26 protein-coding genes are annotated in these 26,102 nt (G+C 73.3%); 10 read left to right on the top strand and 16 right to left on the bottom strand.

The features are described 5' to 3' along the window. Window positions 1–12: 12 nt before the first annotated feature. Window positions 13–888, bottom strand: a complete 876-nt coding sequence (locus ACYVPE_RS01240; protein WP_461031437.1) for an MBL fold metallo-hydrolase — start codon at window positions 886–888, stop codon at window positions 13–15. Between the two features lie 72 nt (window positions 889–960). On the opposite strand from ACYVPE_RS01240, the gene ACYVPE_RS01235 reads away from it, so the two are divergent. After that, on the top strand, window positions 961–1,404 hold the full coding sequence (locus ACYVPE_RS01235) for a MarR family winged helix-turn-helix transcriptional regulator (RefSeq protein ID WP_461031436.1): 444 nt from the start codon (window positions 961–963) through the stop codon (window positions 1,402–1,404). A gap of 11 nt (window positions 1,405–1,415) precedes the next feature. Here the strand turns inward: ACYVPE_RS01235 and ACYVPE_RS01230 are convergent, their stop codons facing one another. After that, window positions 1,416–1,979, bottom strand: a complete 564-nt coding sequence (locus ACYVPE_RS01230) for a TetR/AcrR family transcriptional regulator (RefSeq protein ID WP_461031435.1) — start codon at window positions 1,977–1,979, stop codon at window positions 1,416–1,418. Window positions 1,980–2,189: 210 nt separating this feature from the next. Between ACYVPE_RS01230 and ACYVPE_RS01225 the strand changes: the two genes are divergently transcribed. Beyond that, window positions 2,190–3,377 (top strand): macrolide family glycosyltransferase, encoded by a 1,188-nt coding sequence (locus ACYVPE_RS01225; protein WP_461031434.1) that lies wholly within the window; start codon window positions 2,190–2,192, stop codon window positions 3,375–3,377. Window positions 3,378–3,465: 88 nt separating this feature from the next. After that, complete coding sequence (locus ACYVPE_RS01220) at window positions 3,466–4,704, top strand: FAD-dependent oxidoreductase (RefSeq protein ID WP_461031433.1); 1,239 nt, start codon at window positions 3,466–3,468, stop codon at window positions 4,702–4,704. Here ACYVPE_RS01220 and hisF read toward each other — a convergent pair. The 7 genes from hisF to hisD form a co-directional block, all read right to left on the bottom strand. Further along, window positions 4,664–5,434 (bottom strand): imidazole glycerol phosphate synthase subunit HisF, encoded by a 771-nt coding sequence (gene hisF / locus ACYVPE_RS01215; RefSeq protein WP_461031432.1) that lies wholly within the window; start codon window positions 5,432–5,434, stop codon window positions 4,664–4,666. The two genes, ACYVPE_RS01220 and hisF, sit on opposite strands and share 41 nt — an antisense overlap. Next, entirely contained in the window at window positions 5,431–6,171 is a 741-nt protein-coding gene (gene priA / locus ACYVPE_RS01210) for a bifunctional 1-(5-phosphoribosyl)-5-((5-phosphoribosylamino)methylideneamino)imidazole-4-carboxamide isomerase/phosphoribosylanthranilate isomerase PriA (RefSeq protein ID WP_461031431.1), read from the bottom strand. The genes hisF and priA overlap by 4 nt, the downstream gene beginning before the upstream one ends. Window positions 6,172–6,180: 9 nt before the next feature. Then, the gene (hisH, locus tag ACYVPE_RS01205) at window positions 6,181–6,828 is read right to left on the bottom strand and encodes an imidazole glycerol phosphate synthase subunit HisH (RefSeq protein WP_461031430.1); all 648 of its coding nucleotides are present in this window, start codon (window positions 6,826–6,828) and stop codon (window positions 6,181–6,183) included. Between the two features lie 4 nt (window positions 6,829–6,832). Further along, window positions 6,833–6,988, bottom strand: a complete 156-nt coding sequence (locus tag ACYVPE_RS01200) for a hypothetical protein (protein ID WP_461031429.1) — start codon at window positions 6,986–6,988, stop codon at window positions 6,833–6,835. 85 nt (window positions 6,989–7,073) lie between these two features. Continuing rightward, the gene (gene hisB / locus ACYVPE_RS01195; RefSeq protein WP_461031428.1) at window positions 7,074–7,664 is read right to left on the bottom strand and encodes an imidazoleglycerol-phosphate dehydratase HisB; all 591 of its coding nucleotides are present in this window, start codon (window positions 7,662–7,664) and stop codon (window positions 7,074–7,076) included. After that, window positions 7,661–8,776: a histidinol-phosphate transaminase gene (locus ACYVPE_RS01190; RefSeq protein WP_461031427.1), complete on the bottom strand. Its 1,116-nt coding sequence runs from the start codon at window positions 8,774–8,776 to the stop codon at window positions 7,661–7,663. Before ACYVPE_RS01190 ends, hisB begins: the two co-directional genes overlap by 4 nt. Then, entirely contained in the window at window positions 8,773–10,143 is a 1,371-nt protein-coding gene (gene hisD / locus ACYVPE_RS01185; protein ID WP_461031426.1) for a histidinol dehydrogenase, read from the bottom strand. The genes ACYVPE_RS01190 and hisD overlap by 4 nt, the downstream gene beginning before the upstream one ends. A gap of 125 nt (window positions 10,144–10,268) precedes the next feature. Here hisD and ACYVPE_RS01180 point away from each other — a divergent pair, with 125 nt between their 5' ends. Both ACYVPE_RS01180 and ybaK read left to right on the top strand, forming a co-directional pair. After that, on the top strand, window positions 10,269–11,015 hold the full coding sequence (locus ACYVPE_RS01180) for an LON peptidase substrate-binding domain-containing protein (protein WP_461031425.1): 747 nt from the start codon (window positions 10,269–10,271) through the stop codon (window positions 11,013–11,015). An 8-nt stretch (window positions 11,016–11,023) separates the two neighbouring features. Next, window positions 11,024–11,524 carry a Cys-tRNA(Pro) deacylase gene (gene ybaK, locus ACYVPE_RS01175; protein ID WP_461031424.1) on the top strand — a complete coding sequence of 167 codons (501 nt, stop codon included), beginning with the start codon at window positions 11,024–11,026 and terminating at the stop codon, window positions 11,522–11,524. Window positions 11,525–11,532: 8 nt separating this feature from the next. Here ybaK and ACYVPE_RS01170 read toward each other — a convergent pair whose 3' ends face one another. The 4 genes from ACYVPE_RS01170 to ACYVPE_RS01155 all read right to left on the bottom strand — a co-directional run bounded on the left by ACYVPE_RS01170 (window position 11,533) and on the right by ACYVPE_RS01155 (window position 16,249). Continuing rightward, entirely contained in the window at window positions 11,533–12,183 is a 651-nt protein-coding gene (locus ACYVPE_RS01170; RefSeq protein ID WP_461031423.1) for an ABC transporter permease, read from the bottom strand. 83 nt (window positions 12,184–12,266) lie between these two features. After that, window positions 12,267–13,046 (bottom strand): ABC transporter permease, encoded by a 780-nt coding sequence (locus ACYVPE_RS01165; RefSeq protein WP_461031422.1) that lies wholly within the window; start codon window positions 13,044–13,046, stop codon window positions 12,267–12,269. Between the two features lie 825 nt (window positions 13,047–13,871). Next, a complete protein-coding gene (locus tag ACYVPE_RS01160; protein WP_461031421.1) occupies window positions 13,872–14,882 on the bottom strand; it encodes an ABC transporter ATP-binding protein in 1,011 nt (336 codons plus the stop codon). Window positions 14,883–15,001: 119 nt separating this feature from the next. Beyond that, window positions 15,002–16,249 carry an NYN domain-containing protein gene (locus ACYVPE_RS01155; protein WP_461031420.1) on the bottom strand — a complete coding sequence of 416 codons (1,248 nt, stop codon included), beginning with the start codon at window positions 16,247–16,249 and terminating at the stop codon, window positions 15,002–15,004. 221 nt (window positions 16,250–16,470) lie between these two features. Between ACYVPE_RS01155 and ACYVPE_RS01150 the strand changes: the two genes are divergently transcribed. Then, a complete protein-coding gene (locus ACYVPE_RS01150; protein ID WP_461031419.1) occupies window positions 16,471–16,632 on the top strand; it encodes a hypothetical protein in 162 nt (53 codons plus the stop codon). Between the two features lie 148 nt (window positions 16,633–16,780). Here ACYVPE_RS01150 and ACYVPE_RS01145 read toward each other — a convergent pair whose 3' ends face one another. After that, entirely contained in the window at window positions 16,781–17,020 is a 240-nt protein-coding gene (locus tag ACYVPE_RS01145) for a hypothetical protein (RefSeq protein WP_461031418.1), read from the bottom strand. Between the two features lie 91 nt (window positions 17,021–17,111). Beyond that, window positions 17,112–20,651, bottom strand: coding sequence for a DNA polymerase III subunit alpha (dnaE, locus tag ACYVPE_RS01140; RefSeq protein ID WP_461031417.1), 3,540 nt, complete (start codon window positions 20,649–20,651; stop codon window positions 17,112–17,114). A gap of 257 nt (window positions 20,652–20,908) precedes the next feature. On the opposite strand from dnaE, the gene ACYVPE_RS01135 reads away from it, so the two are divergent. From ACYVPE_RS01135 to ACYVPE_RS01125, 3 genes are all read left to right on the top strand, one after another. Beyond that, window positions 20,909–21,583 carry a hypothetical protein gene (locus ACYVPE_RS01135; RefSeq protein ID WP_461031416.1) on the top strand — a complete coding sequence of 225 codons (675 nt, stop codon included), beginning with the start codon at window positions 20,909–20,911 and terminating at the stop codon, window positions 21,581–21,583. Window positions 21,584–21,659: 76 nt separating this feature from the next. Continuing rightward, window positions 21,660–22,502, top strand: coding sequence for a DsbA family protein (locus ACYVPE_RS01130; RefSeq protein ID WP_461031415.1), 843 nt, complete (start codon window positions 21,660–21,662; stop codon window positions 22,500–22,502). 117 nt (window positions 22,503–22,619) lie between these two features. After that, complete coding sequence (locus ACYVPE_RS01125) at window positions 22,620–24,191, top strand: serine/threonine-protein kinase (protein WP_461031414.1); 1,572 nt, start codon at window positions 22,620–22,622, stop codon at window positions 24,189–24,191. Between the two features lie 130 nt (window positions 24,192–24,321). Here ACYVPE_RS01125 and ACYVPE_RS01120 read toward each other — a convergent pair whose 3' ends face one another. Next, a complete protein-coding gene (locus ACYVPE_RS01120; protein ID WP_461031581.1) occupies window positions 24,322–24,894 on the bottom strand; it encodes a dienelactone hydrolase family protein in 573 nt (190 codons plus the stop codon). Between the two features lie 119 nt (window positions 24,895–25,013). On the opposite strand from ACYVPE_RS01120, the gene ACYVPE_RS01115 reads away from it, so the two are divergent. Then, a complete protein-coding gene (locus tag ACYVPE_RS01115) occupies window positions 25,014–26,063 on the top strand; it encodes a mechanosensitive ion channel family protein (RefSeq protein WP_461031413.1) in 1,050 nt (349 codons plus the stop codon). Window positions 26,064–26,102 lie beyond the last annotated feature (39 nt).

Here is a 26,102-nt window from a genome sequence, read left to right as displayed (position 1 = left end):
GCGGCCGGACCGTCACTGATCGACCGGGTCCCAGGCCAGCCGGTCGCCGTCCTGGCGGATGTGGCCGAAGGGGACGTCGGCGAAGTGGACGCCGAAGCCGATGGTGTCGGGCTGCTGGAGTTCGGCGACGAGTTGGCGGCGGGCCTCGGTGGACTCGGCGGTGTCATGGTCGGGGGCCGCGTGCCATTCGGGGTGGTTGATCTGGACCGGGGTGTGCATCGCGTCGCCGAAGACGATCAGCCGGCGGTCGGCCGAGGTGATGACGTAGGTGACGTGGCCTGGAGTGTGGCCGACCGAGAGCCGGGCGTGGACGTCGGGGAAGATCTCGTCGCCGTCCGAGATGGTGCGGACGTACGGCGCCATCGCGTCGAGCATCTCCCGGGTGGTGCCGGCCGGTTCCAGGTGGTCGCGCTGGGTCCACTCCCGCTCGGACACCAGGTAGGGTGCGTGCGCGAACGGGGGGCGGTCGCCGCCTGGGGCGGGGAGCCAGGCCCAGCCGATGTGGTCAATGTGGAGGTGGGTGAAGGCGACGGCCTCGATGTCCGCCGGCGCACGGCCGAGTCGGGCCAGGTTGTCGAGGAGCGCGCCGCCGATGATCTCAGTGACCGGCTCCGGGATTGTCGGGTCGGAGAACGGGCCGAAGCCGGCGTCGATCAGCAGGGCGCGGCCCTCGCGCTCCACCAGCAGGGCGCCGATGCCGGACACCACGCAGCCGGACTCGTCCAGGTATCCGGAGTCGGCGGCCCAGCCCTCCTCGATGCTCGTGGGGAACCAGCCGGTCGGCGTGAGCCGGCACACGCCGTCCGGTACATAGGTCACCGTGGTCTCGCCGAGGTGCAGCGATCGGATGATCGCGGGCCTACGCAGTCGTTCGTTCAAGAGGTCCATGGCACCGACCGTAAAGCATCAAGCTAGAAACGTTCAAGCTTACAATTTTCATGTTAGGGATAGAATGTTCGCATGAGCGACCAAAGCCAGGAGACGCGCGCCGGCGCGGATCGGCAGTTGTGTGGCCTGGTGACCGGGATGGCGCAGCAGATCGCGGAGCATCTGCGCCTGCGTGCCGGCCGGCTGGGGCTCACGGCGCCGCAGGCCGTCGCGCTGCGCGAGCTCAGCGGGCCGATGACGGTCAGCGAGCTCGCGGAGCGCATGACCTGCGAGCCGTCCAACGCCACCTTCGTCGTGGACAAGTTGGAGGGGCGGGGCCTGCTCGAGCGCCGCCCCCACCCCACCGACCGCCGCGCCAAGTGGCTGGTCCTCACGGCCAACGGCACCGGGTTGCGGGAGCGTCTGCTCGAACTGCTCGCCGAGGACTCGCCGTTGGGCGGGCTGTCGCGGGAGGAGAAGGCCGTGCTGCAGGGGCTGCTCCAGCGGGCGATCCAACCGGAGAGCCGGAGCTCGTGAGCCGGGCGGGCTCAGCGCCGCTCGGCCTCCAGCATGCCAGCGAGCAACTCCCCGAGGTCCGCTCGCAGTTCGGCCTCGGTCGGTGGATCGCCGGACTCCGCGCCCGCGACGAAGCGGAACTGGACGCCCTCGCACCAGGCGGCGAGGGAGCGGGCCTGGCGGCCGGGGTCCGGGGCGCCGAGCGCGGAGAGCGCGGCGGTCAGCAGGTCGCGGAATCCACGGCCGGCGGCGTCGTAGGCGGCGCGCAGTTCGGCGCGCCGGGTGGCCTCCAGGGCCAACTCGAAGCGGGCCCTGGTCAGTTCGCGGCCGTCGGTGATCGACGTGTGGACCGCGCGGGCCAACAGGTCGGCGAGGGACCCCGGCCCTTCGGGGCCGGCGTGTGCCGCCTCGCGGACGGCCAGCCGCCGCACGGCGAGTTCGAGCAGCGCTGATCTGGTGCGGGCCCGGTTGGAGGTGGAGCCGGGCGGCAGCCCGGCCGCCTCGTCGACCGCGCGGTGGGTCAGGCCCCGGGAGCCGCGCTCGGCCAGCAGCCCGAGTGCGGCGTCGGCGATGACGTCGATCCTTGCCGTGCTCACCCGGCAGAACCTACCGCCCACAACCCGGGTGCGCGGCGCGGCCGGCGCGGGTTAGGGTGCCGACATGCAGTTCATGCAGCTGATCTACGGCTGACGCGGCCCGGGCCCAGTGCCCGGCCCCGTCCCGCGAGTCGCGCGGGCGCCCCGCAACGTGGCGCCCCGGCTTGGCGTTCCCTTTCCACGCCGTAGAACTGAAACGAGTGATCCCCCATGTCAGCACGGACTCGTGCCCATATCGCCATGATCGGCATCCCGGCCGTCAGCCACGTCCTGCCCGGCCTGGAGGTGATCCGCGAGCTGGTGGCCCGCGGCCACCGGGTGACCTACGCCAACGACCCGGCCATCACCCAGGTCGCCGACCGGATCGTGGAGACGGGCGCCGAGCTCGTCCCCTACCCGACCACCCTGCCGGTCGCCGACAACGACTGGCCCGACGACCCCATCGCCGCGATGCGCGTCTTCGTGGAGGACTCCATCCAGGCCCACCCGCGGCTGCGCGCCTTCTACGACGCCGACCCGGCGGACCTCTACCTGTACGACATCGGCACCTACGCGGCGCGCGCCATCGCCGAGGCGCAGGGCCGCCCGTACCTCCAGCTGTCGCCGACCTACGTGGCCTGGGAGGGCTACGACAAGGAGGTGGCGGAGCCGCTCCTGGCGCTGCCCGGCGGCGACGCGCTCCGCGCCCGGTTGACCGAGTGGCTGGCCGGCTGCGGGGCGACCACCACCGACATGGAGGAGTTCTCCAGGCGCCCGGATCGTTCCATCGCCCTCATCCCCCGGGCGATGCAGCCGCACGGGGAGCGGGTCGACACCGGGACGGTGACGTTCGTCGGCCCCTGCTTCGGGGCCAGGACGGCCAGGGACACCTGGACCCGCCCGGCCGACGCGGAGCGGGTGCTGCTGATCTCGCTCGGCTCGGCGTTCACCAGGCAGGTGGAGTTCTACCGGCGGTGCCTGGCGGCCTTCGGGAACCTCCCCGGCTGGCACGTCGTGCTGGGGATCGGGCGACACACCGACCCGAGCGAGCTCGGCGAGATCCCGTCCAACGTCGAAGTCCACGCCTGGTTGCCGCAGTTGGCGATCCTGGAGCAGGCCGACGCGTTCGTCACCCACGCCGGGATGGGCGGCAGCAGCGAGGGCCTGTACGCGGGCGTGCCGATGATCGCGGTGCCGCAGGCCGTCGACCAGTTCATGAACGCGGACCGGCTCGTGGAGCTGGGCGTGGCCCGCCGCGTCGACACCGAGGACGCCACGGCCGAGGCGCTGCGGGCCGCGCTGACCGAGCTCGTCGACGACCCCGAGGTGGCTCGCCGCTCGGCCCGCCTCAGGGCGGAGGCGCGGGCCGAGGGTGGCACCGAGCGGGCCGCCGACCTGATCGAGGCCATGCTGGGCTGACGACACGACCGCGGCCACTACGGCCGTAGTGCGCGGGGGACCGGGCGGGACTACACTTGTAGTTTCCAAGCGTCTCTCGGAGGACACCATGCCCCTCCCCCGCGCCATCGTCGTCGGCGCCGGCATCGGCGGGCTCACCACGGCCGTCGCGCTGCACCGCCGCGGCTGGCGGGTCACCGTCCTCGAACGGGCCCCGGCGCTCGAACCGGTGGGCGCCGGCATCGCCGTCGCCCCGAACGCCCAACGCGCGCTCGACGTCCTCGAACTCGGCGACGCCGTGCGCGCGTTGGCGGCCTTCTCCGGCACGGGCGGGCTCCGCACCCCGCGCGGCAGATGGGTGTGGCGGACCACCGGCGAGGCCGCGGCCGCCCGCTTCGGCGGCCCGGTGGTGCTTGCCCACCGCGCCGAACTCGTCCACCTGCTGGTCGACGCGCTGCCGGAGGGCACCATCCGCACCGGCACCACCGTCACCGGCGTCGCGCCGGGTGCCCCGGGCGGCGCGCCGGCGGAGGTCAGCACCGCCGACGGGACGACCGCGCGGGCCGAGCTGGTGGTGGCGGCGGACGGCATCCACTCCCGCACCCGCGCGACGCTCTTCCCCGACCACCCAGGACTCGCCTACGCCGGCTTCACCGCCTGGCGGTTCGTCGCGGCCGCGCCGCCCGGGGGCTACGAACCGCACGAGACCTGGGGGCGCGGCCGGCTCTGGGGCACCACCCCGCTCGCCGGCGGCCGGGTCTACTGCTACGCCACTGCCGTCACCCCGCCGGGAGAACCCGCCCCCGACGACGAACGGGCCGAGCTGCGGCGGCTGTTCGGCGACTGGCACCAGCCGGTGCCGCGACTCCTCGACGCCGTCGCCCCCGGGGCCGTGCTGCGCGGCGACGTCCACACCCTGGCCGCGCCGCTGCCCGCCCTCCACCGCGGCCGGGTGGCGCTGCTCGGCGACGCGGCACACCCCATGACGCCCAACCTCGGCCAGGGCGGCTGCCAGGCCATCGAGGACGCCGTGGTGCTCGCCGGACTCGCCACCGCCGCCGGGGAGTTGGCGGGATACACCGGGCAACGGCTGGCCCGCACCGACATGGTGGCGCGCCGCTCGGCGCGGATCGCGGCGCTCACCAGGTGGCGATCGCGGCCCGCCGTCACGGCCAGGACACTGATGTTCGCGGCGGCCCGACTGCTCGGCCCGACCGCCGCCCTGCGCACCCTGGACGGCATCGCCGACTGGCGACCGCCGCCGGCCGCCCCGGCCGGCCCGGCCGCCCCGATCGGCTCGACCGACGTCAGCGCACCGGGTGACCGGCCTCCCGCAGGGCGCCCTTGACCTCGCCGATCCGCAGATCGCCGAAGTGGAAGACCGACGCGGCGAGCACCGCGTCCGCGCCCGCCTCGATGGCCGGCGGGAAGTGCCCGAGCCGGCCCGCGCCGCCCGAGGCGATCACCGGGATCGTGACGTGCTTGCGGACCGCCGCGATCATCGAGGTGTCGTAGCCGTCCTTGGTGCCGTCCGCGTCCATCGAGTTGAGCAGGATCTCGCCAGCGCCCAACTCGGCCGCCTGATGCGCCCATTCGACCGCGTCGAGGCCGGTGCCGCGGCGGCCGCCGTGCGTGGTGACCTCGAAGCCGGACGGCGTGCTGGTGCCCTCGGGGCAGCGCCTGGCGTCCACCGAGAGGACCAGCACCTGGCGGCCGAAGCGCTCGGCGATCTCCCTGATCAGCTCGGGGCGGGCGATCGCCGCGGTGTTGACGCCGACCTTGTCGGCGCCGGCCCGCAGCAGCCGGTCGACGTCCTCGACCGTCCGCACGCCACCGCCCACCGTCAGCGGGATGAAGACCTGCTCGGCGGTGCGGCGCACCACGTCGTAGGTGGTCTCCCGGTTGCCAGAGGAGGCCGTGATGTCGAGGAACGTCAGCTCGTCGGCGCCCTCGGCGTCGTAGATCTGCGCCATCTCCACCGGATCGCCCGCGTCCCGCAGGTTCTCGAAGTTGACGCCCTTGACGACCCTGCCGCCGTCCACGTCGAGGCAGGGAATGACCCGTACGGCAAGACTCATGCGGCGACCTCTCCGCCGGAGACCACCGCCAGCGCCTCCTCGAGCGTGAAGGCGCGGGCGTACAGGGCCTTGCCGACGATGGCGCCCTCGACGCCCTCCGGCACCAGGGCGGCCAGCGCCCGCAGGTCGTCCAGCGAGGAGACGCCACCGGAGGCCACCACCGGACGCTCCGTGGCGGCGCAGACGGAGCGCAGCAGCTCGACGTTGGGGCCCTGGAGGGTGCCGTCCTTGTTGATGTCGGTGACGACGTAGCGGGCGCAGCCCTCGGCGTTCAGCCGGGCCAGCGTCTCGAACAGGTCGCCGCCGTCCCGCGTCCAGCCGCGGCCGCGCAGCGTGGTGCCGCGCACGTCGAGGCCGACCGCGATCCGGTCGCCGTGCTCGGCGATGACCTTGGCGACCCACTCGGGCGACTCCAGGGCCGCGGTGCCGAGGTTGACCCGGGTGCAGCCGGTGGCCAGCGCGGCGGCCAGCGACGCGTCGTCCCTGATGCCGCCGGACAGCTCGACCTTGATGTCCATGGTGCGGGTGACCTCGGCGATGCGTTCCCGGTTGTCGCCGGTGCCGAACGCGGCGTCCAGGTCGACCAGGTGCAGCCACTCGGCGCCGGCCGCCTGCCAGGCGAGGGCCGCGGTGAGCGGGTCGCCGTAGGACGTCTCGGTGCCGGAGACGCCGTGCACCAGGCGGACGGCCTGTCCTTCGCGGACGTCGACGGCGGGAAGAAGCTCAAGCGTGGGCATGACGGGCATCTACAGTGTCTCGATCCAGTTGGTGAGGAGGCGGGCGCCGGCGTCGCCGGACTTCTCCGGGTGGAACTGCGTCGCCCACAGCGGGCCGTTCTCCACGGCGGCCACGAACCGCTCACCGTGGGTCGCCCAGCTGACCAGGGGCGCGGCCTGCGCCTGGTGGTGGGTCGACAGCTCCCAGTCGTGCACGGCGTAGGAGTGCACGAAGTAGAAGCGGTCCTCGGCGGAGAGGCCGGCGAACAGCGCGGAGTCGGCGGGGGCTTCGACGGTGTTCCAGCCCATGTGCGGCACTATCTCGGCGTGCAGCGGGCCCACCGTGCCCGGCCACTCGTCGAGGCCCTCGCTCTCCACGCCGTGCTCGATGCCGCGGGCGAAGAGGATCTGCATGCCGACGCAGATGCCCAACACCGGCCGGCCGCCGGCGAGTCGACGGCCGACGACCCAGTCGCCGCGGGCCGCGCGCAGCCCGTCGATGCAGGCGGCGAAGGCGCCGACGCCCGGGACCAGCAGGCCGTCGGCGTTCATCGCGGTGTCGTAGTCGCGGGTGATCTCGACGTCGGCGCCGGCCCGTGCGACGGCGCGCTCGGCCGAACGGACGTTGCCGAAGCCGTAGTCGAAGACCACGACCTTCTTCGTGGCTGTCGCGGTCATCGGATCACCCCAGCCTGAGCACGCCGGCCAGCAGGCAGAGCGCGCTGCTGCTGCCGAGCAGCACGATCACGCCCCTGGGCAGGCCCTGCTTGAGGAACGAGATCACCCCGCCGAGCAGGAAGAGCCCGACGATGATCAGGACGGTCGACACCCCGTTCACAGCGCCCCTCCGTTCGCTTCTCCGCCCACGCGGCACGGCTCCGCCATCGTGTGGATCCTCGGCCCGGCAGCCGCGTGTGCGTCGCTCACAACGCCCCCTTGGTGGACGGGATCCCCGGCTGCCTGGGGTCGATCTCGCTGGCGTAGCGCAGCGCCCTGGCCAGGGCCTTGAACTGGCACTCCACGATGTGGTGCGCGTTGCGCCCGTACGGCACGTGGACGTGCAGCGCGATCTGGGCCTGGGCGACGAACGACTCCAGGATGTGCCGGGTCATGGTGGTGTCGTAGGAGCCGATCATCGGCGCCATGTTCTCCGGCTCGCGGTGCACCAGGTAGGGGCGGCCCGAGAGGTCGACGGTCACCTGGGCGAGGGACTCGTCGAGCGGCACCGAGGCGTCGGCGAACCGGACGATGCCCCGCTTGTCGCCCAGCGCCTCGCGGAACGCGGCGCCCAGCGCGAGCGCCGTGTCCTCGATGGTGTGGTGGCTGTCGATGTGCAGGTCGCCCTCGGTGGTGACGGTGAGGTCGAACAGGCCGTGCCGGCCGAGCTGGTCGAGCATGTGGTCGAAGAAGCCGACTCCGGTCGAAACGTCGACCTTCCCGGTGCCGTCGAGATCGATCTCGACCTTGACCGAGGTCTCCTTGGTGGTGCGTTCCACGCGACCCACGCGGGTCATTCGTTGTTCTCCTTCATCACGGCTCGAACCGCGTCGAGAAACGCGTCGTTCTCCTGACGGGTGCCGGCGGTGACGCGCAGCCGCCCCGGCACACCGTTGTCCCGCACCAGCACCCCGTGGTCGAGCAGCCGCTGCCAGACGTCGTGCGGGTCGGCGAACCGGCCGAACTGCACGAAGTTGGCGTCGGACTCGGTGACCTCGCAGCCCAGCACCCGCAGCTCGACGACCAGCCGGTCCCGCTCGGCCTTGAGCTCCTCGACGTAGCCGAGCAGCGTGTCGGAGAACTCCAGCGCGGCGTGCGCGGTGGCCTGGCTGACCGCCGACAGGTGGTACGGCAGCCTGACCAGCTGGACGGCGTCCACCACGGCCGGATCGGCGGCGAGGTAGCCGAGCCGCAGCCCGGCGGCGCCGAACGCCTTGGACATGGTGCGGCTGATCACCAGCGTCGGCCGGCCCTCGATCAGCGGGAGCAGCGAGGGCCGGTGGCTGAACTCGGCGTACGCCTCGTCCACCACGACCAGCGCGCCGGGACCGCCCCTGGCGGCCTGCGCCGCCTCGTACAGCGCGAGCACCGTCTCGGGCGAGACGGCGGTGCCGGTCGGGTTGTTGGGCGAGCAGACGAAGACGACGTCGGGCCGGTGCTCGTGGATGGCGGCGACGGCGGCCTCGGTGTCGATGTCGAACTCGGCGGTGCGCGGCCCGGAGATCCAGCCGGTGCCGGTGCCCCGGGAGATCAGCGGGTGCATCGAGTAGGAGGGGTCGAAGCCGAGGGCGGTGCGGCCGGGGCCGCCGAACGCCTGGAGCAGTTGCTGGAGGATCTCGTTGGAGCCGTTGGCCGCCCAGACCTGGTTGGGCCCGAGCGGGTGCCCCGTGGTGCGGGTGAGGTAGTCGGCGAGCTGGGTGCGCAGCACCACCGCGTCCCGGTCGGGGTAGCGGTTGAGGGTGCGGGCGGCGTCCGAGACGCGCTCGGCGATGCGCCGCACCAGCTGCTCCGGCATCGGGTACGGGCTCTCGTTGACGTTGAGCCGCACCGGGACGTCGAGCTGCGGGGCGCCGTACGGGGACTTGCCGCGCAGCTCGTCGCGGACGGGGAGGTCGTCGATGCGGGTCACGTGCTCTGGGGCCCCTTCCGCTCTCGCTCTGCTTCGCTGCCTGCCGCGCCTGCCGCGCCTGCCGGACCCTCGAAGCGGACGCTGACCGCCGAGCCGTGGGCCGGCAGGTCCTCCGCCTCGGCGAGGGCCACCACGTGGTGGGCGACGCCGGCCAGCGCCTCGCGGTCGTAGTCCACGACGTGGATGCCACGCAGGAACGACTGTACGGAAAGCCCGGAGGAGTGGCAGGCGCAGCCCCCGGTGGGCAGGACGTGGTTCGAGCCGGCGCAGTAGTCGCCGAGCGAGACGGGCGCGTAGGGGCCGACGAAGACGGCGCCCGCGTTCCGCACCCGGGCGGCGACGGCGGCCGCGTCCTCGGTCATGATCTCCAGGTGCTCGGCGGCGTAGGCGTCGACGACGGCGAGACCCTGGTCGAGGTCGGCCACCAGGGCGATGCCCGACTGCCGGCCGGTGAGCGCCTCGGTGATCCGCTCCTGGTGCTTGGCGGCCGGCACCTGGCGGCGCAGCTCGGCGTCCACCGCGTCGGCGAGCGCGACGGACGGGGTGACCAGCACGGCGGCGGCCAGCACGTCGTGCTCGGCCTGGCTGATCAGGTCGGCGGCGACGAGCCTGGGGTCGGCGCTGTCGTCGGCGAGGACGGCGATCTCGGTGGGCCCCGCCTCGGCGTCGATGCCGATGACGCCGCGCAGCAGCCGCTTGGCGGCGGCGACGTAGACGTTGCCCGGGCCGGTGACCAGCCGGGCGGGGCGGCACTCCTCGGTGCCGTAGGCGAACATCGCGATGGCCTGGGCGCCGCCGGCGGCGTGCACCTCGGTGACGCCGAGCAGGGCGCAGGCGGCCAGGATGGTGGGGTGTGGCAGGCCGCCGTGGTCGGCCTGCGGCGGTGAGGCGACGGCGAGCGAGCCGACGCCCGCCTCCTGGGCCGGCACCACGTTCATGACGACGGACGAGGGGTAGACGGCGCGGCCGCCTGGCACGTAGAGGCCGACCCGCTCGACGGGCACCCAGCGCTCGGTGACGGTGCCGCCGGGCACGACGCGGACGGTGGAGTCGGCCCGCCGCTGCTCGCGGTGGACGAGCCTGGCCCGCCTGATGGACTCCTCGAGGGCCGCCCTGACGGCCGGGTCGAGGGCGGCCAGCGCCCGGTCGAGCTCCTCGACGGGCACCCGGACCCGGTCGATGGTGACGCCATCGAACCGCCGCGCGTACTCGATCAGCGCCGCCGTGCCGTGATGCCGCACGTTCTCGCAGATGGGCCGCACCTTCTCCAGGGCGGCCTCGACGTCGAGCTCGGCGCGCGGCAGCAGGTCGCGGTCGATCCCGTCCGGGGAGGACGGCATGTCCCGCAGATCGATTCGGTTCAGCACGGTTCCCAGTCTCGCAGACGGCCGGAACGGGGCGGCCGTGCAGTTCACGATGTGGGCGCACCATGCGGGCCGGACGGGACCTGGCCAGGTAGCGGCCGGCGGCGCAGCCGATAGGCTGGCCGGTCGTGACGACCACGCGCCTGCCGCTCTTCCCGCTGAACACCGTGCTGTTCCCCGGGTTGGTGCTGCCGCTCAACGTCTTCGAGGCGCGCTATCGCGCCATGATGAGCGACCTGTCCGAGCTGCCGGAGGAGGGGCCGCGGCCGTTCGCGGTGGTCGCCATCAGGGACGGCCGCGAGGCGTCGCGGAGCGGTCTCGGGCTGCCCGAGGAGGGCGAGCGCCCCGAGCGCGGCCCGGCCGACGGCTTCGACCCGGAGGATCCGATGCGTTCCTTCCACGACGTGGGCTGCGTGGCGGACGCGTCGACGATCAGGCCACGGCCTTCGGCCGAGGGCTTCGAGGTGCTGGCCACCGGCACCACCAGGTTCCGGCTGGTGTCGGTGGACGCGAGCGGGCCTTACCTGACGGCCGAGGTCGAGCCGTTGGAGGAGGTCGCCGGCGAGGGCGCGGGCGCGCTGGCCTCGGGGGTGCTGCGGGCGTTCCGCGGCTACCAGAAGGTGCTGGCCGGCGCCAACGAGCGGACGCTCGGGCCGCGGCAGGAGCTGCCGGAGGATCCCTCGGTGGTCTCCTACCTGGTGGCGGCGGCCACGATGCTCTACACGGCGGACAAGCAACGGCTGCTCCAGGCCAAGGACACGGCGACCCGGCTCGCCGAGGAGCTGCGGATCCTGCGGCAGGAGACGTCGGTGATCGCGCGGCTGCCCTCGGTGCCTGGCGCGGAGTTCACGGTCCGGCCGACGAGCCTGAACTGAGGCCAGCGATGGGGAGGAAGAAGCAGCAGGGCGCCGGCGGCACCCCCGCGACGGTGGCCGCGACCAGGGCGGGCGTGTCGTTCACGCTGCACTCCTACGAGCACGACCCGGCCTCCGCGCTCTCCTACGGCGAGGAGGCGGTCCGCGCGCTCGGGGTGGCGCCCGAGCGGGTCTTCAAGACGCTGCTCGCCGAGGTGGACGGCGAGCTCGTGGTGGCGGTGGTGCCGGTGTCGCGCTCGCTCGGCCTGAAGGCGCTCGCGGCGGCGCTCGGCGGGAAGCGGGCGGCGATGGCCGACCCGGCGGCCGCCGAGCGCGCCACCGGCTATGTGCGGGGCGGGATCTCACCGCTCGGCCAGCGGCGCCGGCTGCGGACGGCGGTGGACGCCTCGGCCGACGACCTCGCGTCGCTGTTCGTGTCGGCCGGCCGGCGCGGCCTGGAGATCGAGCTGGCCCCGGCCGACCTGGTGCGGCTGACCGGGGCGGTCAGCGCGGCGATCGCGCGGGACTAGCGCGTCGACTAGTGCGTCGCCTCGCCGGTCGCTTCACCCCATCGGGGGAACTCGGTCGGCACCGGACGCGGATCGCGCGGGCCCCAGGCGGCCATGCAGAGCAGGTGGACGCCGATCGCGGCGAACGGCAGGCCCAGCAGCACGCCGCGGGCGCCGAGGTCGAGGGGGGCGTCGAAGACGGCGGAACCGGCCGCGCGGGCGTGGGCCGCCAGGTCCTGCTGGGGGCCGAGCCAGACGCCGATCCGCCAGGCGACGAACGAGCCGCCCAGGGCTCCGGCGGCCAGCCCGAGCACGGAGGCCACCCCGTCGCGGCGGCGCAGCAGGAAGACGAGCAGCCCCGCGACGGCGCCGACGGCGAGCCCGATCAGCAGGAAGGTGCCGTCCGCGGCGAAGGCCTGCTGGCCCTCGGGGTCGGCGAGGATCACGTCGTTGCCGCTGGCGACGAGCGGCACCCTGGGCGCCCGCCACAGCCAGAGGAAGCCGAGCAGCGGTCCGGCGAGCGCCGCGACGGGCAGCGCGACCAGCAGCGCCAGGCGTATCTCCCGACCCCAGTGCCGCCCGGCCGGCTCGGCCGGGGCGGCCGGCTGGGGCGCCGCCCACGGGTCGTGGCCGACGTGCGCGGCGGGACGCGGTTCCGGTGCTGGCTCGGGTGCGGTCACCCCGTCATCCTGCCAGGTCCGGCCGGATGTTCGGGCCACGGGACGGCCGTTCGGCCCTATGAACGACTGAGCGGTTCAACGGTTCAACGCACCGCGGCCCGGCGATACGCCCAGGTCGCGAGCGCGAGCGCGACGGCGCCGACGACGGCGCAGACGGTGAGGTTGGCGGCCACCGACCCCCAGTCGGGACGCGGCCCGAGCGCGGCGGCCAGCGCGTCCACGCCGTAGCTGGACGGCAGCAGCTCCCGCAGCCAGCGGGCCGGCTCCGGCAGCCGGGCCTCGGGCAGCACGCCGAGCAGCAGCGCCGCGGACATGCCGAGCTGGCCGCAGAGCGTCGCCAGCTCGGCCCGGGGCGCGAGCAGCCCGAGCGCGGCCCCGAGCCCGGCGAGCGCGGCCCCGGCCAGCGGCACGACGGCCAACGCCACCCAGAGGCCGCCGAGCGGCAGCTGGTAGAGCAGGGCCCCGACGACGGCGGTCACGAGGACCCCCGGCACGGTGAACGACGCGTACGCGGCGGCCGTCCCCAGCGCGACGGCGGCGCCCGGCACCGGCAGCGTGGCGTAGTGGTCGAGCCCGCCTGCGGCCCTGAGGTGCCCGAAGTACTGGGCGAGCAGGTTGAGCGCCACGAAGGCCACGACGAGCACGGCCGACCCCGCGACTACGGCCCGCGCCTCGTCCCCGCCGCCGTCGACGACGCCGCGCATCAGGACCATGATCCCGACGGACTGGAACGTCGCCACGAACAACAACGGAATCCGCGCCACCCGCGCCCGCGACAACTGCGCCCGGTACACGGCCCCCAACGCCCCCCACACCGCGACCCGCGGCGCCAACGCGACGGCGGCCTCACCACCACCGACCATCAACGAACCTCCATCCACACGTCACGGTTCCCTCTTCCCACGGGCGGCTGCCCGCCCCCGGCCTGCGGCCGACGGGCTTTCCCCCACCCCTTCCAGCACCGCCGGCCTGCGGCCGGGCGCCCCGCGCCGACCAGCTGAGCGCTTCGCGGGCGAACCGCACCGCCGGCCTCCGGCCGGGGCCACCGGCCCGACCAGCTGAGCGGAGCGCACTGCCCGCCTGCGGCCGGCCGGGCCGCTGCGCGGCCGCGGGGGACTCGGGTGCGAAGGTTCTCCCCCACCCACCCGCCCTTTCCAGCACCCTGCGGGTGCCCCAGCACCGCCGGCCTGCGGCCGGGCGCCCCGCGCCGGCGCAGCCGTGCAACCACCGAGCCGACCGGCCCGGCGCTCCGCGCCCACCAGCGCCGCTTCGCGCCGAACCACACTGCCGGCCTGCGGCCGGCCACGCCGGAGCAGCGCCGGGCCGGAGCCACCGGCCCGACCGGCCGGGCGCTCCGCGCAAGCGGATCGCGCCGCCGGCCACGCCGGCGCAGCCGCGGGAAACCGGGGCGCAGGGGTTCTCCCCCACCCACCCGCCCTTTCCAGCGCGGCTTTGCGGCGAACCACACTGCCGGCCTGCGGCCGGCCACGCCGGAGCAGCCACCGGGCCAGGGCCATCGGCCCGGCCGGCCGGGCGCTCCGCGCAGGCGGATGGCGCCGCCGGCCTGCGGCCGGCGAGGCCGCAGGCCGGCCACGAAGTGGCCTCGCAGGCCTGGGCCGCGGCGCAGCCGCGCCGAGGGGGTGGGTGGGCGGGGGAGAACCAACCCCCCACACGCCCCGCGCGCAGCGTCACGCACGGAACAACCCCTCCCCCCTCCCACCCAGCGACAGGTAGACGTCCTCCAGGCTCGGCGTCGTCAGCGTGAAGTCCTCCAGGGCGGCGAAGGCCGGCCCCTGCGTGAGCGTGGCGACCAGCGCCCGCGCGTCGTCCTGCGGAAGGCGGAGGGTCCAGCGCCGCCCCGAGACGCCGGCGGCGCCCGTCGCGGCGCCCGTCGCGGCGCCCGTCGCGGCCGCCGCGATGGCCGGGATCCGCAGCGGCGGCTCGTCGCGCCAGACGAGTTCGAGCCGCACCTCGGTGCCGACCAGGGCCCGCAGCCCGGCGGGGGTGTCGCAGGCGATGACGCGGCCGGCGTCGAGGACCGCGACCCGGTCGAGGACGGTCTCGGCCTCCGTGACGTTGTGGGTGACGAGCAGCACCGTCGTGCCGTGCCGCTCGCGGCGGCGGTCGAGCGCGGACCAGACGGCGCGGCGCGCGACCGGGTCCATGCCGGCGGTCGGCTCGTCGAGCACCAGCACCGGCCGGTGGCCGGCGAGCGCGGCGGCCACGCAGGCGAGCCGCCGCTGGCCGCCGGAGAGCCGCTTCAGCGGGCGGCCGGCGAGCGGCGCGAGGTCGAGTTCGTCGAGCACGGCGTCCCGCTCCCGACGGGCGGCGGCCGTGTCGAGGCCGCGGAGCCGGCCGGTGGTCTCGACGGCGAGGGAGACGGTCAACTCGTCGAGGGCGGTGGACTCCTGGCCGAGGTAGGCGAGCAGCCTGGCGGCGTGCCCCGGGTGGCGGAGGAGGTCGTGGCCGAGCAGCGTGACCGTGCCGGCGTCGGGTCGGAGCAGCCCGGTGAGCTGCCGAACCAGGGTGGTCTTGCCGGCGCCGTTGGGGCCGAGCAGGCCGAAGATCTCGCCGCGGGCCACGTCGAGGTCGATGCCGTCGCTGGCCACGACCGGCGGCGGCTCGGCCTTGGCGGCCCGCCTGAGGCGCCGGCCGCAGCGGGTGGCCGGGTAGGTCTTGACCAGTCCGCGCACGGTCAACGCGGCCTTGGCTGGGGCGCGTCGCGGTGCGGGGGTTCGGGCCTCGGCCCGTGCGGTAGATGAGGCCACGGTCCACGAGCCTACGCGGCGCGGTGGATCCGCGGGACGCGCCCCCCGGCTCAGGAGGCGCGTTCGACGCCCGTCCTGAGGTCGACCTCACGCCAGAAACCGGCCCGGATCGCGTACCTGTCCTGCTCGTCGATCTGGTCGTCCTTGTGCGCCAGCAGCCCGAACCTGGCGGCGTAGCGCAGGAGTTCGCCGTCGATGCGGTGCGGGATGCGCGGGTACTCGGTGGAGAGCCGGTCGAGGTGGCCGGTCGAGACCAGCCGCTCGGCCCAGCGGCGGGCGAAGACCTGGCCGACCTCGAAGGGGTCGCCGCTGACGGCGGTGATGTCCTCCTCGCGGTCGGCCCAGCGCTGCTCGGCGGTGGTGAGCTGGGAGAGCATCGGCAGGGCGGCCGTCTCGGGGGCCTCGTCCGGTGAGCCGCGGTCGACCCAGCCGCGGTCGGAGGACCAGCGCAGGGTGGCGGTGGTCGGCGCGCCGCCGGGCGGCGGGGTGGGGAGCGGGCGGCCGAGGGAGGCGAGGTCCTTGGGGGTGGGGACGGCCTTGCCGCCGGGCCCCGGGGCGGTGACGGGCTCGCGCTGGGCGGGCGGACAGTCCTCGTCGCCCTCGGCGGGGGCCGTGCCGTTCTTGGCGGCGACCACCCTGGGCCGCCGGGACGGCTCGCCGGCCTGGCCCGCGCCCTCCGGCAGCGGGGCGGCGAGGATGGCGGCGATCTCGGGCCGGGGGGCGTGGTGCGCGGTGTCGACGGTGGGCGCGTCGTTGACGCGGACGGCGCGGGTGATCCAGGCGCGGTCCAGGACCCGGCGCTCGTCGGCCTCGGCGACCAGGTCCTCCGACTGGTTGTAGTCGCCGTCGGCGGCCTGGACGGCCCACAGGTGGACGGCGACGCCGTGCTCCTTGGCGGACATCAGCCCGGGCAGCAGGTCGCCGTCGCCGGTGACGAGGACGATGTCGGCGCAGGCGCGGTTGCGGGCCAGCTCGGTGAGTTCGGCGTGCATGGCGGCGTCGACGCCCTTCTGCGCCCAACGGCCGTCGCTGCGGGTGAGGGCACCGAGGCGGACGGTGACGCGGGGCATCACCCGGAGCCTGCGGTGCTCGGGCTGGGGCACCCGGTCGGGGGCGCCGTCGAACCAGTAGATCCGCAGCAGCTCACGGCCCGTGTCGGCCTCCGCACGCTCGCGGAGCGCCTGGATCAGGGCGGCGTGGTCGACGGCGATGCGTGGGCGGGCCGGTTCGCCCGCGAGCAGGCTGGCGGCGGCGCCCAGCAGATACCCGGCATCTACCAGAACGACGCAGCGGTCCACGTTGCACCTCGCTCACCGACACGTTCACAGAAGTGTCTTCTTCAGTCTGCCCGCCTTGAGTCTGCCCGACAGGACCGTCGTTATCTGCGCCAACTCGATCTTCGGCGTGGCGAATCCGTCGGAGACCCCGTCCGGAATGCGAAGTATGGTGCGCCGTGCGAATCTGGTCGCGGGTCCGCGGTCCCACCGACGTTTCCGTCTGTCCCAGCCTGGAGGCGCTCATGGCCAAGAACAAGAACCGCGACCGGCGGCAGCAGCAGGACGCCCGGCGACCGGAGCGGTCGAGCTCCGGATCGGGTTCCGGGCAGGGCCCGTCGGCGTCGGACTCGACGACGGACCAGCCGAAGATCCGCAAGCGCGAGAAGAAGTTCGGCCACAACTGAGGGTTCGGCCGCGACTGACGCCGCCGCGCGGCGTGCCGGTGAACGAGCGAGGGCGCACCCCCCGACTCGGGGGATGCGCCCTCCGGTACGCGAGCCGCCGCCGCGGCCGCGCCTCGGTTAATCCGTGATGGTGCCCGACGCCTCGCGACTAATCCGTGAAGGCGTGCCGCTCGTGCGCCGCCGCGAAATAGCGGGCGTCGGAGACCTCCGAACGAGCCGAATAGGCGGGGACGGGCGGTGCGCCGCAGTGCACGATGTCCCATGCCTCGTGCACGCACCGAAGTCGGTCCTCGAATGCGGAACCAGGGAAGTATTCCAGCAGGGCGTGCACGGCCGTCTCCCGAGAAGCATGCGCTTCTCGCACCAGGAAAACGGCCTTCTCTATCATTCGGGCATCCACTCGGCCCACCCCCTAACGGAGATTCGCTCATCACCGAAGGTAGACCCGGGAATGCCCCGTTAAGGTAAAACGCACGCCATTATCCCGCCAAGCAGGTCGGCCCCAGGAGTGCTTTGAGATCGCCGAAGAGCGCCGGATCCGCCTGTACCCGGTGGCGGTCGAGCCGGAGCACGGTCGTGCCCCGGGCGCTCTGGAGTTTGACCCGCACCTCGGCGGGGCCGCGGTGCTGGCCGAGCACCTCGCCGAGCCTGGCCACCAGCGGCGGCGTGACCTTCACGGCGGGGATGGTGATGGTGACCAGCGAGTCGGCGGACGCCTCGGAGAGGTCGGGGACCTGGAGTTCCATGGCCATCAGGCGCGGGACGTCCTCGCGCTTGTCGAGGCGGCCCTTGACGAAGACGACGGCGTCCTCGACGAGTTGGGTGGAGACGAGCTGGTAGCTGGCGGGGAAGAACATGCAGTCGAGCGAGCCGCCGAGGTCCTCGACGGTGGCGATGGCCCAGGGGTTGCCCTGCTTGGTCATCTTCCGCTGTAGACCCGAGATGATCCCGCCGATGGTGACCACCGCCCCGTCCGGGTAGTCGCCGCCGTTGAGCGCGGAGATCGCCGCGTCCGCCTTCTCGTCAAGCACGTGCTCGATGCCGAACAGCGGGTGGTCGGAGACGTAGAGCCCCAGCATCTCCCGCTCCTGGGCGAGGAGATAGGTCTTCTCCCACTCCTCCTCGGAGAAGACCACGTCGAGGCCGAATCCCGGACCGTCGTCGGCGCTGTCGTCGCTCATGCCGCCGAACAGGTCGAACTGGCCCTCGGCCTCCTTGCGCTTCACCTGGACCACGTTGTCGATCATGGTCTCGAAGTGTGCGGTCAGGCCCTTCCTGGTGTGGTTCAGAGCGTCGTAGGCGCCGGCCTTGATCAGCGATTCCACGGTGCGCTTGTTGCAGACCACGGCATCGACCTTGTCAAGGAAGTCGGGAAAGGAACCGTACTTCCCCTTGCTCTTCCGGGTGGCGACCACGGAGTCCACCACGTTCTGGCCGACATTTCGCACCGCGGTGAGGCCGAAGACGATCGTTTCGTCGCCGCGCGGCGTGAAGAACGCCTCGGACTCGTTGACGTCCGGCGGCAGTACCTTGATCCCCATGCGGCGACACTCGTTGAGATAGATCGCCATCTTGTCCTTGTCGTCGCGCACCGAGGTGAGCAGACCGGCCATGTACTCGGCGGGGTAATTGGCCTTGAGATATGCCGTCCAGTAGGTGACAAGGCCATATGCCGAGGAATGCGCCTTGTTGAACGCGTAGCCGGAGAACGGCACCAGGACGTCCCACACGGCCTGGATCGCGCCGTCGGAGTACTTCCGCTCGCGCATGCCGGCCTGGAAGGGGACGAACTCCTTGTCCAGGATCTCCTTCTTCTTCTTGCCCATGGCGCGGCGGAGCAGGTCGGCCTGGCCGAGCGAGTAGCCGGCGAGCACCTGGGCTGCCTTCTGCACCTGCTCCTGGTACACGATGAGGCCGTAGGTGACGTCCAGGACCTCCTTCAGCGGATCCTCGAGCTCCGGGTGGATCGGGGTGATCTCCTGCTGGCCGTTCTTCCGCAGCGCGTAGTTGATGTGGCTGTTCATGCCCATCGGGCCAGGCCGGTACAGGGCGCCGACGGCGGAGATGTCCTCGAAGTTGGTGGGCTTCATCATGCGCAGCAGGGAGCGCATGGGGCCGCCGTCGAACTGGAAGACGCCCAACGTGTCGCCGCGGCCGAGGAGTTCGAAGGTCTTGGGATCGTCGAGCGTCAGGTCGAGCAACTTGATGTCGATGCCCTTGTTCTTCTTGATCAGCTTGACCGCGTCGTCCATGATCGTGAGGTTGCGCAGGCCGAGGAAGTCCATCTTCAGCAGGCCGAGCGACTCACAGGTGGGGTAGTCCCACTGGGTGACGACGACGCCGTCGTTCTTCGGCGCGAAGAGCGGCACGTGGTCGACCAGCGTCTCGCTGGACATGATCACGCCGGCCGCGTGCATGCCCATCTGCCGGACCAGGCCCTCCAGGCCGCGCGCGGTGTCGATCACCTTCTTGACGTCCGGCTCGTTCTCGTACATCGACCGGACCTCGCCCGCCTCGCTGTAGCGCGGGTGCGACTTGTCGGTGATGCCGGAGAGCGGGATGCCCTTGCCGAGCACGTCGGCGGGCATGGCCTTGGTGATCCGGTCGCCCATCGCGTACGGGTAGCCCAGCACGCGCGAGGTGTCCTTGATGGCGGCCTTGGCCTTGATGGTGCCGTAGGTGCCGATCATGGACACCTTGTCCGCGCCGTACTTCTCGGTGACGTACCGGATGACCTCGCCGCGCCTACGCTCGTCGAAGTCGATGTCGACGTCGGGCATGGAGACGCGCTCGGGGTTGAGGAACCGCTCGAAGATCAGCCCGTGTTCCAGGGGGTCGAGGTCCGTGATGCCCATCGCGTAGGACACGATCGAGCCGGCGGCCGAGCCGCGCCCTGGGCCGACCGCGATGCCCTGGGCCTTCGCCCACATGATGAAGTCCGCGACCACCAGGAAGTAGCCGGGGAACCCCATCTGGATGATGATGTCCATCTCGTACTCGGCCTGCTTCTGCCGGTCCTCGGGAACCCCACCCGGGTAGCGGCGGGCCATGCCCCGCGCCACCTCCTCGCGGAACCAGGAGACCTCGGTGTGCCCGTCGGGCACGTCGAAGCGCGGCATCAGGTCGCGGGGCTTGAACCAGTCGCTGGTGTCGACCTGTTGGGCGACCAGCATGGTGTTGGCGCAGCCCTGCTGCCAGGCGTCGGAGGAGTCGATGGCGTACATCTCCTCGGCCGACTTCAGGTAGTAGCCGCTGCCGTCGAACCGGAAGCGGTCCGGGTCGGAGAGGTTCTTGCCGGTCTGCACGCAGAGCAGCGCGTCGTGCGCGCTCGACTCGTGCTCGTAGGTGTAGTGCGAGTCGTTGGTGACGATCGGCGGGATGCCGAGCTTCCGACCGATCTCCAACAGGCCGTCCCTGACCCGGGTCTCGATGTCGAGGCCGTGGTCCATCAGCTCCAGGAAGTACCGGTCCTTGCCGAACATGTCGCGGTAGTCGGAGGCGGCCTTCAACGCCTCCTCCGGCTGACCGAGCCGCAGCCGGGTCTGCACCTCGCCCGAGGGACAGCCGGTGGAGGCGATCAGCCCCTCGGCGTGCGCGGCGATGGTCTCCCGGTCCATCCGGGGCCACTTGACGAAGAAGCCCTCGGTGTAGGCGTCCGAGGAGAGCCGGAACAGGTTGTGCAGCCCCGTCTTGTTGGTGGCCCAGATCGTCTTGTGGGTGTAACCGCCGGAGCCGGAGACGTCGTCCCGCTTCTGGTGCGGCTGGCCCCACTGCACACGGCGCTTGTGCCGGCGGGACTCCGGCGCGACATACGCCTCGATCCCGATGATCGGCGTGATCCCGGCCCCCGTGGCCTGCTGGTAGAAGTCGTACGCGCCGTGCAGGTTCCCGTGGTCCGTGACGGCGATATGCGACATGCCCATGTCGTTACAGGCCTTGAACATGTCCTTCAGCCGTGCCGCACCGTCCAGCAGCGAGTACTGGGTGTGAACATGCAGGTGTGTGAACGGCTTCGTCACTCCACGCGCCTTCCGCAGCAGGGTCGGGGGACCTTCGACCCTACCCCCACGACGCCCCCTCGCCCGCCCTCGGGAGCCACCCGCCCGGGCCGGCGTTTCTCCAGGTCAGAGGCAGTGCACCGGGCATCGTCCAAGGTCAGGAAGACGGTGGGAAATCCCCTGCACGCGTGCACGCGCCGCCGGTGGGGACGACCGTTTCCTCCTCCCGACCGGTGGCCCGTTCCGCCGGCGGCCGGCGTCATGGCACACTCGGCTCGATGGGCATATCGGCATCCTGGATACGCGTGCTGCGCGCGGCGGTGTTCGCCGCGCTCTGTGTCACGCTCGCCACCGGGGCCCATGTGCTGCTGTCCGGCGCGCCCCTGCCGCTGCCCACCGTGGCGGTGGTCGCGGCCGCGGTCTTCGCCGTCGCGCTGCTGCTCGCCGGCGACCGTGAGCGCGGCTTCTGGCCCATCGCCGGGCTGCTGGTGCCGCTGCACCTGGCGGCCGACACCCTCTTCACCACCGGGCAGGCCACCTGCTACGGCCCGAGCGGCGGCCCGATCACCGGGCCGCTGCGGCTGCTTGGCCTCGACCTCGTCTGCGCGGGCGGCGACCTCGGCGCCCCGCTGGCCCGGCTGACGGCCGGCGGCGAGGGGCCGCTGACCGCCAGCCCCTGGCTGCTGCTCGCCGCCCAGGTGGCGGTGGGCCTGCTGGCCGCCGACTGGCTGGCCGGCGGCGAGGCCGCGCTGGCCAGGCTGGCGCGCGCGGCCGTGGCGGCCACCTTCCGGCCGCTGCTGCTCGCGGTGGCCGCCGTCGTGCTCTGGCGGCCGGCCCGCCGCCCGCTCCCCAGGTCCTTCAGGACCGACCGCGCCGCCCCGGCGCTGCCGGTGCTCGCCCACTCCGTGCTCCGTCGCGGCCCGCCGGCCGCCCCGCGGTACGCGCCGGTGTGATCACGCCGCCGCGCGCGACCGCGTCGCAGGCGACAGGCGATCCCGATCACCCGACACACACGGAGACAACCCCATCATGAGCAAGCGCAATTCCGCCGAGGCCAAGCGAGCGGCCAGGGAACGGCTGCGGGCAGAACGCGAGCGCGAGGAGCGGCGCGGCAGGCTGCGCCGACGGCTGGCCGTCGGCGGCGCGGCCGTCGCCATCCTCGGCGTCGCGGGCGGCGTCGGCGTGGCCGTCGCCAACATGGGCGGCGGCGGCGACAACACCGACTGGGGCGCCGTGCGCGCCCAGCTCGACGACGGCACGGACGGCGCGGACGCCGAGTTCGCGACCGCCGCGCCCGCCAACACCACGGGCGAGGACGGCCTCACCGTCCGGGTCGGCGACGAGAACGCCGCCAACACCCTCACCCTCTACGAGGACGCGCGCTGCCCGGCGTGCGCCGCGTTCGAGCAGGGCACCGGCGAAACGGTCCGGCAGGGCGTGGACGACGGCAGCTACAACGTCGAGTACGTCTTCGGTACCTTCCTCGACGACCGGCTGACCGGCAGCGGCTCGCGGAACGCCCTCAACGCGCTGGGCGCGGCGCTCGACGTCAGCCCCGAGGCGTTCATGGCCTACCACGACGCGCTCTACTCGGCCGAGTTCCACCCTGAGGAGTCGTCGGACGACTTCGCGGACGACGACCACCTGCTGGAGATAGCCCAGTCGGTACCCGAGCTCCAGGACAGCCAGCAGTTCGAGGACGCGGTGGAGAACAGCACCTTCGCGGTCTGGGCGCTGCGGATGTCCGACAAGTTCAACGCCGACGAGGACGTCACCGGCACCCCCACCCTGAAGTTCAACGGCACGGTGGTCGACACCCCGCAGACGCCGGAGGACTTCACCGCCATGGTGGAGGCCAACAGCACCGAGTGACCCGCGGGTCAGGGCCGGCGGGCGGGCCGCGACGCCCGACCGCCGGCCGGATCAGCGGGACAGGGCCTGGAACACCGGGTTTCCGCCCGCCCGTTGGCTGCCCTTACGCTTCTGCCCATGCCAGGGGGAGAACCGGGACAGGTGATCGACGCCCGCTTCGAGCTGCGCGAGCGGCTCGGCCGCGGCGGCATGGGCGCGGTGTGGCGGGCCATGGACCTGGCGTTGCACCGGGAGGTGGCGCTCAAGGAGGTGCGGCCGCCGGAGGACGCGACGCCGGCCACCGAGGCCATGCTCAGGGAGCGGGTGCTGCGCGAGGCCCGCGCGCTGGCCAGGCTCAACCACCCCAACGTGGTGCGGATCTACCACATCGTGGACCTGGAGCCGCACCCCTGGCTGGTGATGGAGCTGCTGCCGGGCGACACCCTGCAGTCCAAGGTCGGCAAGGGGCCGCTGCCCTGGGTCGAGGTGATCCGCTACGGCCGCGACGTGCTGGCGGCGCTGCGCGCGGCCCACGAGGCCGGCATCCACCACCGGGACGTGAAGCCGGCCAACGTGCTGCTACGCGAGGACGGCGCGGCCGTGCTCACCGACTTCGGCATCGCGGCGGTGGCGGACGGCACCTCGCTCACCATGACCGGCTCCATCGTCGGCTCCCCCGAGTTCATCTCGCCCGAGCGGCTGCGCGGCGCCCCCGACCACCCCGCGGCAGACCTGTGGTCGCTCGGCATCACCCTCTACCTGCTGGCCGAGGGCGTCAGCCCGCTGCGCCGCAGCACGACCGTCAACACCCTCGCCGCGGTGCTGGAGGACCCGGTGCCGCCGCCGGTGCGCTCAGGACCGCTGGGCGACGTGCTCAGCACGCTGCTGGTGAAGGACCCGGCGGCCCGGCCGACCGCCGCCCACCTGGACGCCATGCTGGCCATGGCCGCCCAGCAGGCCGCCGCGCTCCCCAGCTGGCAGCCGGCGGCCCCCGAGACCCGGCCGGCCCCGCTGCTGCCGCCCCGGCCGCCCGAGCCGGCGCGGACCGAGGCGTCCCCGACCAGCCGGTCGCGGACGGCGCTGGTCGCCGGGCTCACCGCCGGCGCGGTGCTGCTCGCCGGCGGCCTCGTCGCGGCCCTGCTGCTCCGCGGCGGCGCGGACGCGGAGGCGAGCCCGGAGCCGACGCCCACCCCCGAGCCGACGGCCACCACCGACCCCCCCCCCCCCCCCGACCCGGGGGCCCGGCCGGTGCCCCCCTCCCCCGCCACCCCCGAGACGTCGTCGCCCGCCCCGGACGAGACGGCCGAGGAACCGACCGACGCGCCCACGCCCGACGAACCGGCCGAGCCCGACCCCACCGATGACGCCCCGGCCGAAGGCGACGGCTTCTGGATGGCGCAGCTGTTCTCGGAGCCGGTCGCCAGCGGCCCCGAGGTGCGTGACGAGCGGCTGGCCGCCGTCCGCGCCGAGGGCGTGCCCGAGGCCGAGGTGGTGCTGAGCGACGACTTCGCCTCGCTCAACCCCGGCTACTGGGTCATCTACGCGCCCGGGCCGTTCGCCGACGGCCGCGAAGCCCTCGCGTTCTGCGCCGACCGCGGCCGCACCACCGCCAACCAGTGCATGGGCCGCTACCTCAGCGACGACCCGGCCGACAGCGTCTACATCTGCCAGCCCAGGGACGGTGGGAGTGGCCGCTGCGAGCGGGACTGAGAGAACGACAGCTCAGGCCGGCGATGCCCTCGAACGTGCTCGACGCCGCAGCGGCCGGCGGCCGCGAGTGATCCGGAGGCTCCCGGCGCGTGAACGGCGGCGACCCGGTTCCGGAGGACCCGGCATCCGCTCAAGCCCCGCGCAGCGGCCCGCGCAGGAAGTCCTCGGCCACCCGCCAGGTCCGCTCGGCGGCCTCCGCGTCGTGGTCCGGCGTCCCCCGGTGGGTGTAGAGGTGGCCGGCGCCCGGGTAGCGGAAGACCTCGACGTCGGCGCCCGCCTCGCGCATCCGCAGGTACCAGACGGTCTGCCAGTCGTGCGGCTCGTGCGCGTCCGGGTCGGCGACGTGCAGCTGCGTCGGCAGGTCGTCGACGGACGCGTCGTCCGGCACCTCGCCGGTGCCGTGCAGCAACAGCAGGCCGCGGGCCTTCTCGTCGCCGAACGCGATGGTCTGGGCCAGCCAGGCGCCGAGCGAGAAGCCGGCGTAGACCAGGCCGGCGTCGGAGTGCGGGGCGGCGGCGGCGATGGCCCGGCGCAGGATCTCGTCCTGCCCGATCTCGTCCTTGAGTTCGACGCCGGCCTCCACCGACTCCGGGGTGCGGCCGTCGAACAGGTCGGGGGTGAACACCCGGTGCCCTGCGGACCTGAGCCGATCCGCGGTCTCCCCGACGGTGGGGTGTAGCCCGAGGACGGAATGAAAAAGCATGATATCGGTCACGGTCCGAAATCCCCTCGGGTGATAGCTATGGGTCGGGGCGCCATCCTCCCAGGTGGAACTGACGAAACGCCCCGAGGGCAGAGCGGGAAGAGGAGCTGAGAGCGCCGATGCACGATGTGTTGCGGCCGTTGCTCGCGATAGGCGGCACCATCACGTTGACCGTGGCCCTGGGCTGGCTGATCGATCGGGCGTTGTGCGCGGCCGACGCCAGGCACCCGGACACCCGGCTGTGGAGACTGCTGCGCCGCTGCCAGCTGCCGCTGCAGGTGCTGCTGGCCACGGTGGGCACGATGGTCGCCTACGACCTGTTCGACCTGGAACTGCGGCGCAACGACGTGATCCGCAGCCTGTTGGCCCTGGTGGCGATCGCCTCCACGGCCTGGCTGACGATCCGGGCGGCGGGCGCGGTCGCCGAGAACTACCTGGTGCGCTACGAGGAGCGCACCCACGACCTGGCCAGGGTGCGGCAGTTCAGAACCCAGCTGACGATGCTGCGGCGGGTGGTCACCTCGGTGCTCGCCGTGGTCGCGGCGGCGGTCACCATCCTGCTGCTCTTCCCCGACCTGCGGGCGCTCGGCACCTCGATGCTGGCGTCGGCCGGCGTCATCGGCATCATCGCCGGTGTCGCGGCCCAGGCGATGCTGAGCAACCTGTTCGCCGGCCTCCAGATCGCCTTCGGCGACTCGGTGAAGATCGGCGACACCGTGGTGGTGGACGGCGAGTGGGGCACGGTGGAGGAGATGTCGCTGGCCTTCCTCACCGTCCGGATATGGGACGACCGGCGGCTGACGATGCCGGTGTCGTACTTCAACAGCCGCCCCTACGAGAACTGGTCGCGCGGCGGCAGCGAGATCACCGGCACCGTCTTCCTCCACCTCGACCACACCACGCCGGTGTCCGAACTGCGCAAGCACCTCGGGGAGTTCCTGGAGAGCCGCGAGGACTGGGACGGCCGGCACTGGGGGCTCGTGGTCACCGACACCACGCCGACCACCATCGAGGTCAGGGCCGCGATGTCGGCGGCGAACGCGAGCGACGCCTGGTCGGTGCGGTGCGCGGTCCGCGAGGAGCTGGTGGCCTGGCTGCGCGACAACCACCCCTACGCGCTGCCGCGCGTCAACACGGGCCCGGCCGCGCTGCCGCCGACGACCGACTGACGAGGCGCTCCGCCGGGAGGTGCCGCGGCCGGCCGTTTC

The organism is Streptomyces mayteni (genome assembly GCF_054783955.1).
The sequence above is the reverse complement of the archived record's forward strand: the minus strand, read 5'-3'. Positions and strand labels throughout refer to the sequence as shown.

What these genes read in the sequence shown, in the direction of transcription:
- ACYVPE_RS01130 (WP_461031415.1), top strand. Translation starts at nt 21,660, where the DNA reads ATGAGCAAGCGCAATTCCGCCGAGGCCAAGCGAGCGGCCAGGGAACGG.
- ACYVPE_RS01135 (WP_461031416.1), top strand. Translation starts at nt 20,909, where the DNA reads ATGGGCATATCGGCATCCTGGATACGCGTGCTGCGCGCGGCGGTGTTC.
- hisB (WP_461031428.1), bottom strand. Translation starts at nt 7,664, where the DNA reads ATGACCCGCGTGGGTCGCGTGGAACGCACCACCAAGGAGACCTCGGTC.
- ACYVPE_RS01235 (WP_461031436.1), top strand. Translation starts at nt 961, where the DNA reads ATGAGCGACCAAAGCCAGGAGACGCGCGCCGGCGCGGATCGGCAGTTG.
- ACYVPE_RS01125 (WP_461031414.1), top strand. Translation starts at nt 22,620, where the DNA reads ATGCCAGGGGGAGAACCGGGACAGGTGATCGACGCCCGCTTCGAGCTG.
- ACYVPE_RS01225 (WP_461031434.1), top strand. Translation starts at nt 2,190, where the DNA reads ATGTCAGCACGGACTCGTGCCCATATCGCCATGATCGGCATCCCGGCC.
- ACYVPE_RS01220 (WP_461031433.1), top strand. Translation starts at nt 3,466, where the DNA reads ATGCCCCTCCCCCGCGCCATCGTCGTCGGCGCCGGCATCGGCGGGCTC.
- ACYVPE_RS01150 (WP_461031419.1), top strand. Translation starts at nt 16,471, where the DNA reads ATGGCCAAGAACAAGAACCGCGACCGGCGGCAGCAGCAGGACGCCCGG.
- priA (WP_461031431.1), bottom strand. Translation starts at nt 6,171, where the DNA reads ATGCCCACGCTTGAGCTTCTTCCCGCCGTCGACGTCCGCGAAGGACAG.
- ACYVPE_RS01145 (WP_461031418.1), bottom strand. Translation starts at nt 17,020, where the DNA reads ATGATAGAGAAGGCCGTTTTCCTGGTGCGAGAAGCGCATGCTTCTCGG.
- ACYVPE_RS01165 (WP_461031422.1), bottom strand. Translation starts at nt 13,046, where the DNA reads ATGGTCGGTGGTGGTGAGGCCGCCGTCGCGTTGGCGCCGCGGGTCGCG.
- ybaK (WP_461031424.1), top strand. Translation starts at nt 11,024, where the DNA reads ATGGGGAGGAAGAAGCAGCAGGGCGCCGGCGGCACCCCCGCGACGGTG.
- ACYVPE_RS01240 (WP_461031437.1), bottom strand. Translation starts at nt 888, where the DNA reads ATGGACCTCTTGAACGAACGACTGCGTAGGCCCGCGATCATCCGATCG.
- hisF (WP_461031432.1), bottom strand. Translation starts at nt 5,434, where the DNA reads ATGAGTCTTGCCGTACGGGTCATTCCCTGCCTCGACGTGGACGGCGGC.
- ACYVPE_RS01115 (WP_461031413.1), top strand. Translation starts at nt 25,014, where the DNA reads ATGCACGATGTGTTGCGGCCGTTGCTCGCGATAGGCGGCACCATCACG.
- hisH (WP_461031430.1), bottom strand. Translation starts at nt 6,828, where the DNA reads ATGACCGCGACAGCCACGAAGAAGGTCGTGGTCTTCGACTACGGCTTC.
- ACYVPE_RS01120 (WP_461031581.1), bottom strand. Translation starts at nt 24,894, where the DNA reads ATGCTTTTTCATTCCGTCCTCGGGCTACACCCCACCGTCGGGGAGACC.